The 6,311-nt window shown below is 41.2% G+C and carries 7 protein-coding genes; all 7 read right to left on the reverse strand.

The features are described 5' to 3' along the window. Positions 1-59: 59 nt before the first annotated feature. Positions 60-857 (reverse strand): inositol monophosphatase family protein, encoded by a 798-nt coding sequence (locus tag ACEW8O_RS17230; protein ID WP_373495866.1) that lies wholly within the window; start codon positions 855-857, stop codon positions 60-62. Positions 858-1,202: 345 nt separating this feature from the next. After that, positions 1,203-1,919 carry a 16S rRNA (cytidine(1402)-2'-O)-methyltransferase gene (gene rsmI, locus ACEW8O_RS17235; protein ID WP_373495867.1) on the reverse strand — a complete coding sequence of 239 codons (717 nt, stop codon included), beginning with the start codon at positions 1,917-1,919 and terminating at the stop codon, positions 1,203-1,205. Continuing rightward, complete coding sequence (locus tag ACEW8O_RS17240) at positions 1,894-2,121, reverse strand: 4a-hydroxytetrahydrobiopterin dehydratase (RefSeq protein WP_373495868.1); 228 nt, start codon at positions 2,119-2,121, stop codon at positions 1,894-1,896. Before ACEW8O_RS17240 ends, rsmI begins: the two co-directional genes overlap by 26 nt. Positions 2,122-2,130: 9 nt before the next feature. Beyond that, a complete protein-coding gene (locus ACEW8O_RS17245; protein ID WP_373495869.1) occupies positions 2,131-2,397 on the reverse strand; it encodes a DUF493 family protein in 267 nt (88 codons plus the stop codon). Positions 2,398-2,498: 101 nt separating this feature from the next. Next, positions 2,499-4,610 carry a SurA N-terminal domain-containing protein gene (locus ACEW8O_RS17250; protein WP_373495870.1) on the reverse strand — a complete coding sequence of 704 codons (2,112 nt, stop codon included), beginning with the start codon at positions 4,608-4,610 and terminating at the stop codon, positions 2,499-2,501. A 73-nt stretch (positions 4,611-4,683) separates the two neighbouring features. Continuing rightward, complete coding sequence (locus ACEW8O_RS17255) at positions 4,684-5,970, reverse strand: hemolysin family protein (protein WP_373495871.1); 1,287 nt, start codon at positions 5,968-5,970, stop codon at positions 4,684-4,686. Next, a complete protein-coding gene (locus ACEW8O_RS17260; RefSeq protein WP_373495872.1) occupies positions 5,970-6,191 on the reverse strand; it encodes a hypothetical protein in 222 nt (73 codons plus the stop codon). The genes ACEW8O_RS17255 and ACEW8O_RS17260 overlap by 1 nt, the downstream gene beginning before the upstream one ends. Between the last annotated feature and the right edge of the window lie 120 nt (positions 6,192-6,311).

Consider the following 6,311-nt stretch of genomic DNA (forward strand, 5'->3'; position numbering starts at 1 on the left):
TTTTCTAAAATCAATCAGTACAATAACGTAATCAATATAAATAGGATATTAAAACAGGATTATTCTCTCCAAACTTCCTGCAGCAGCATGTCAAACTCCTCATGAATATATCCATTTGTGGCGAGTATTTCTTTTCCGAAGAGATAATTGTCACCTTGGCGAAAATCATTGACCGCTCCACCCGCTTCCTTTACAATCAATGCACCGGCTGCAACATCATAAGGTTTGAGATCATATTCAAAAAATCCTTCTACCCGGCCACAGGCTACATAACATAAGTCAATCGCAGCACTCCCCAATCTTCTGACTCCATGACACTTCCTCATCAGTTCTTTTAATACATCCATATAGGCGTCAATCCGGGAAAATGCACTGTATGGAAATCCGGTTGCTATCAGACTTTCACTTAGACTTTTTACACTGCTCACCTTGATTGGCTTGCCGTTACAAAAAGCACCGTGACCTTTCATGGCGTAAAAACATTCGTGAAAGTTGATTTCATAGACAACTCCGATCACAATTTCATCCAAATGCCTCAAACCAATACTGACTGAAAAAATAGGCAGGCCATGTATAAAATTAGTGGTACCGTCAAGCGGATCAATGATCCAAGTGTAAGCTTTCCCATCTGTCTGACCGGTACCTTCTTCGGTTATAAAATCTGCTTCAGGAAGAATTTCAGAGAGTTTTTCAACAATCATCAATTCAGCCTGCTTGTCCACATACGAAACAAGGTCATTCAACCCTTTCTCTTCCACATTTTTGACGTCAAAAAATTGTCTTTCTTTTCTGATAAAAGCTCCGGCTTCTTCTGCCACTACTTTGGTCTGGTTCAATATTTTTAATAAATCAATCATTTCAAGATAGTTTTTTTACGGTTAGGATAATATTAGTCACAGTTTGCAGTAGGCAGTGTTCAGTGGTAGTTTGCAACCGCAGTGGGCAGTTTGCAGTATGCAACCGCAGTTGGCTGTTGGCAGTCGTAGTAGGCAGTGGGCAGTCACAGTTTGCAGTAAGCAACCGCAGTGATAAGTCGCAGTAGGCAGTCGTCGCGGGAAGTCTCGGTAAGCAGTTGGCTCTGGGAATTGCACACTGTCTAATACCAACTGAACTCTGAACACTGCCTATTGAACACTGCCAACAGCCTACTGAACACCGCTCACTGAACTGCCCACTGCCTACTGAACACTGAACACTGCCTACTACCTCCCCGCCCCCTGCACTACTATCACAATTTCACCCTTAATCGGGTTTTCTTGGTAATAGGCTATCAGTTCCTCCAATGTCCCCCTGACATTTTCTTCATATAGTTTTGTCAACTCCCTTGATACACTGGCCATCCGCTCTTTTCCAAATGCTTCAGCAAACTGCTCGAGGGTCTTCATCAATCGATGTGGAGATTCATAAAATATCATCGTCCGGGGTTCTTCCAACAATGCCTCAATCCTTGTTTTCCTGCCCTTCTTATGTGGAAGAAACCCTTCAAAGGTAAATCGGTCATTTGGTAAACCGGAATTGACCAAGGCGGGTACAAATGCGGTTGCGCCGGGCAAACAGTTCACCTCAATGCCTGCATCTTTGGCAGCCCGTACCAATAAAAAACCCGGATCTGAAACCGCCGGGGTACCTGCATCACTGACCAGGGCCATCACCTCTCCCTTTTTTAACCGTTCAATCAGTTTTTCGACTGTCTTGTGTTCATTGAAAATATGGTAACTCTGCAATGGCCGTTGTATTTCATAATGTTTCAAGAGCTTACCTGTGGTGCGTGTATCTTCCGCCAGTATCACATCCACTGACTTCAACACTTCAATGGCCCTGAGGGTAATGTCCTTCAGGTTACCGATAGGTGTTGGGACCAGGTACAGTTGTACAGGATTCTCCTCTGATATTTCAGATTTTGTCAATGGCGCTTGCAAGGTCTTTATCTTTTTGGGTCACTTTGTTTCCGGCATCGTGGGTCGTCAGTTCAATGGTCACCGTATTGTAAACATTGCTCCAATTCGGATGATGGCCTTGGGCTTCTGCCAGAAATGCGACCCTTGTCATAAATGCAAAAGCCTCCTGAAAATCCTTGAATTTAAATTCCTTTTTTAGTTTGTTGTTTTCTTCTGTCCACATAGTCTTTTGTTATAATGAAATCACTCCTTCAATTTTGGCTGCTTTTTCATATACATCAAGGATCGCATCACTATTGGGCATCAGGGCCTTGATGGTGGCTGAAACATATTTGCCTTTTGAAGAAGTTTTCAAGGTCATTTTATTATTGGGCAATAATGCTGCCACCTCTTTTTCCCTTCCATTTGGAACTATAAACTTAAACATATATAAGCTGGGAAAAGAGTTTTGGGCTTCAAGTTTTTCCTTAAATGACTCTCTGTTGAATGCGTGTTTCATTTCTACTAATTTAAAGGATTAACACGAGACATTAAAAATAAAATCCTTGGGCATAAAAAAACCCGTGGATCAATCCACGGGTTTTTTTTGCTTATGGTGTTTTAGAAAAACTTATACCTGTAATCTTTTACATTGGCCAGATCTTCCAAAGCCATCATGATCATGTATCCTGTTCTTTGGGAAGCATTGATGGTCAATTGACTTTGATAACTGTTATAGTCAGCAATTTCAGTGGCAGGTGTGATTGAATTCAATTTCAATACAATGATACCGACATCCTCATGGATGGGTTTACTGATATCTCCTGGATTCTTCAGGCCGAACGCTGCCCCAACTGCCTTTGGTGCAAATCCCACTCCCGGTAATACCGAAGCACTCATCCTAAGATCTGCAGTGTTATCCAAAGAAGCTTCATCTGAAAATACTGACTGCATCTCCTCCAGACTGTTTTTGTCTTTGATTCTATCTTTGATGATTTCAGCTTTCTTTTCGTTCCTTACTTCTGTCAAAACCTGCTGTCTCACCTGATCCAAAGAAGCTGTCCCTTCTTCATATTTTTTCTTAAGCGTAGCTACAATATAGGCGTTGTCCAATTCAAATACTTCTGAAACTTTTCCTTCCGAAGCATCATTGAATGCCCATCTGATTACCTCTCTGGCATTTGGAAGGTTATTGAGGTTTCTGGCAAATGCATCCACATTATTAGCTTGTATGATTCTGTAGCCTTCTTTTTCCGCATTTGCAGCAAATTCCTTGGCATTACCGGTGTTGGCTCCAAAGTAATCCGCCTTACGGAAAACATCATTTCTCGTAGCATCACTTGGACCTAATTCCAACTCAATGGTTGCGATTTTATAGGTTTCTGTCTGGGGAAGTTCTGTAACGCTGATGATATGGAATCCATATTCAGTTTCTACCAACCTGTTGATCAAACCTGTCTTCTTTTCAGCAAATGAAGCTTCTGCAAATTCTTCCACAAAATCCGCTTTGGCAAACCATCCCAGGTCACCACCTCTTTGGGCAGTACCATCCTGCCCGTATTGGGCAGCCGCTGATGCGAAAGTGAGACCTCCCTGGATTTCTTTCAATACATCCTGTGCAGTTCTTCTGACTTCTTCTTTGGCTGAACCTTCAAGTCCCTGAGTCCCAAAAAGAATATGGGCTGCCCTCATTTTGGGAGTACCATCGATTTTTGCGCTAACTTTATGGGTGACATAGCTTGACCTTCCGGTTAGGAATGGGCCATAAGTTTCACCTACTTCAAAGTCACCCGCATTGGAGACTAACGTTTCCGGTAAAACATCACCTGGACCAAAAGAAGCAAATGGACGTAAACCTTCAGAATTTCTGATTGCAAATACTGAGTCCGATGTACTTTCCCTTAATTCTTCAGTCAGCTTTCTTATCTCGCTGATAACAGCTGCAGAATCCTCACTGCTGGGATGTAGGTCGAAGCTGATGTAGTCCAGGTCCACAGCATTGGAAACCTTGAACTTATCTTTGTTTTTACTGATATAACTGTTCAGTTCACTGTCGGAAACCTTTATTGAAGTATCAGAGACTGCATAAAAAGGAATGAATAAATGATCAACGTCCGCAATGGAATTTGCCATTTTGTGTTCCAATCTGCCTTCTGCTGAATTGGCATAATCAGAGGTGGACAAGAGGTTGTCATATTTGACCCTCAATCTTGCATTTGCAAACATCCTTTCCTGCTGTGCCCAAAAAGCCCTTTGCTCCGGTCCTGCATCATCAAGTGATTGTAAAAAGGACACCAATTGTGTTCTGTCAAACTCTCCTGTTTCCGGATTGGTCAACTGTTGTCTTAATTCGGCAATGATATTTTTTCCCTGAACAAGGTCCACCAATTCGGCATCCGAAACGGTCAGGCCAAGAGCTTCATATTGTTTGTCAAATACCTTGTCAACGATCAATGCCCTCCAAGCCTGTTCACGGATGGAGTTCATCTCAGCTTCGGATGGGGTTCTACCTGAATTCTGTTGGAATGAAAATTTGGTTTCTTCGATTTTTTGGATGTATTCCTCATAGGTAATATCTTCACCTGCAATCTCACCTACTGTGTTTGATCCACCGCCCAAAAGGGTTGAGTTAGGACTTAAAATATCACCTCCAACGAGGAAAAATATCAATCCCACTGCAATTACACCGATTGCAAGACCTGTTCTCTGTCTGATTTTTTTAATTAAAGCCATTCTTCTGTTTGTTGAAGTGCAGCAAAATAATTCAATCTGCGTGTAAATTCAAAATATTATCTTTGCCAATAAATTACTTGGATGATTCTGCACCATGGTGAATTTTGATTTTGACAGTTTCCAAGCGGTGTTCCTGTTTTGAAACTATAACAAACGTATAGCCCTCAAAAGTAATAGACTCCCCTTTTTGGGGAATATCTTCTGTCAATGAAAGGATAAATCCGGCCAAAGTTTCAAAATCACCATATGGAATTTCCCATCCATATTTTTCATTTAAATAATCGATCTCATGTCTGGCACTGAGCAAATATTCAGTTTCAGACAATTTTTGCTCAATCAGATCATAGCTGTCATATTCATCTTCAATTTCCCCGAAAATTTCCTCGATGATATCTTCCATACTCACTATCCCACTAGTACCTCCAAACTCATCAACTACCAGCGCAAGGCTTTTTCTTTCTTTTATAAATTGAATCAACAGTTCATTGGCAAGAGCGGATTCGGGTACAATAATAATTGGGGTCAGGATATCGGATATTTTTTTAGGTTTTTTGAAAAGCTCCAATTGGTGGCAATAGCCGATGACATCGTCAATGGAATCATTATAGACAATGATTTTGGAATGACCGCTTTCAGCAAATACCTGTTTCAAATCCTCCATACTGTCTTCAATATCCACAGCGGCTATATCTGTACGGGGCACCATACACTCCCTTACCTTGATGGTCTTGAATTCCACCGCATTGTCAAAGATTTTAGAATCGACCTCCACTTTGACATCCTGTCTGCTGTGGTGCATGTTGTTCTGGATAAAACTGTTCAGGTCTGTGATTTTAAAAACAGGTTTGTCCTCGCTGTATTCAAGCCCCAAAACTTTGGTGATAAAAAACCTTGAAAGTCCCACCACCAGCCAAACAATTGGATACATCAGAATATAGATGACCTGAAATGGAACCGAAAAGGCCGAAAGCAGACTGTTAGGGTTAAGCATGAAAATACTTTTGGGCAGAAACTCAGCTGTTACCAATACTATTAAAGTTGAAATAACAGTTTGAATTGTCAAAACCCAAAGTTGATTGTCAAATCCAGTAGGAAGCCAGCCACTGATCCAAGGTTCCAGTAAGTTGGCCATAAAAATTCCGTAAAGCACCAAAGCTATGGTATTGCCAATCAAGGTAGTGCCTATAAATTGCCCGGGACTTTGGACAAAATTGGACAGGATCCTGCCTGAAAGCATCCCCTGTTTGTTTTGAAGTTCTATATGAAGCCTGTTGGCAGAAATAAAGGCAATTTCGAGGCCTGAGAAAAATCCAGAAAAGAGAAGGGTGATGATAACGTAAATGAGATATTGACTTTCCATTACTTTCTTCTTTTTCGATTTTCCAATGGTTTCTTTTGATCTGTTTGATTATTTTCTTTTACCAATTGGTCATTTTTTCTATATCGGTACCAGAAAAGCAAAGCCACCGCAAACATGAACACCGGATAAGAAGTGGTCACTCCTGAAGTCATGGTCAAGTGGGTCCCGACTATCACCAAGGCTGCTGAAAGCGACAATAAAATAATATCCTTTAATTTCATTGACAAATATGGAAATATAAGTACCACCATGCGGGCAGATAAGGGAATTTATGAAAGATCATAAAACCTTTACCGAGGGGAAGTTGATGTGAGGGTTGATAACATGGAATAGGTTCAAAA

This window comes from Aquiflexum sp. (assembly GCF_041749095.1).
Classification (GTDB): domain Bacteria; phylum Bacteroidota; class Bacteroidia; order Cytophagales; family Cyclobacteriaceae; genus Aquiflexum.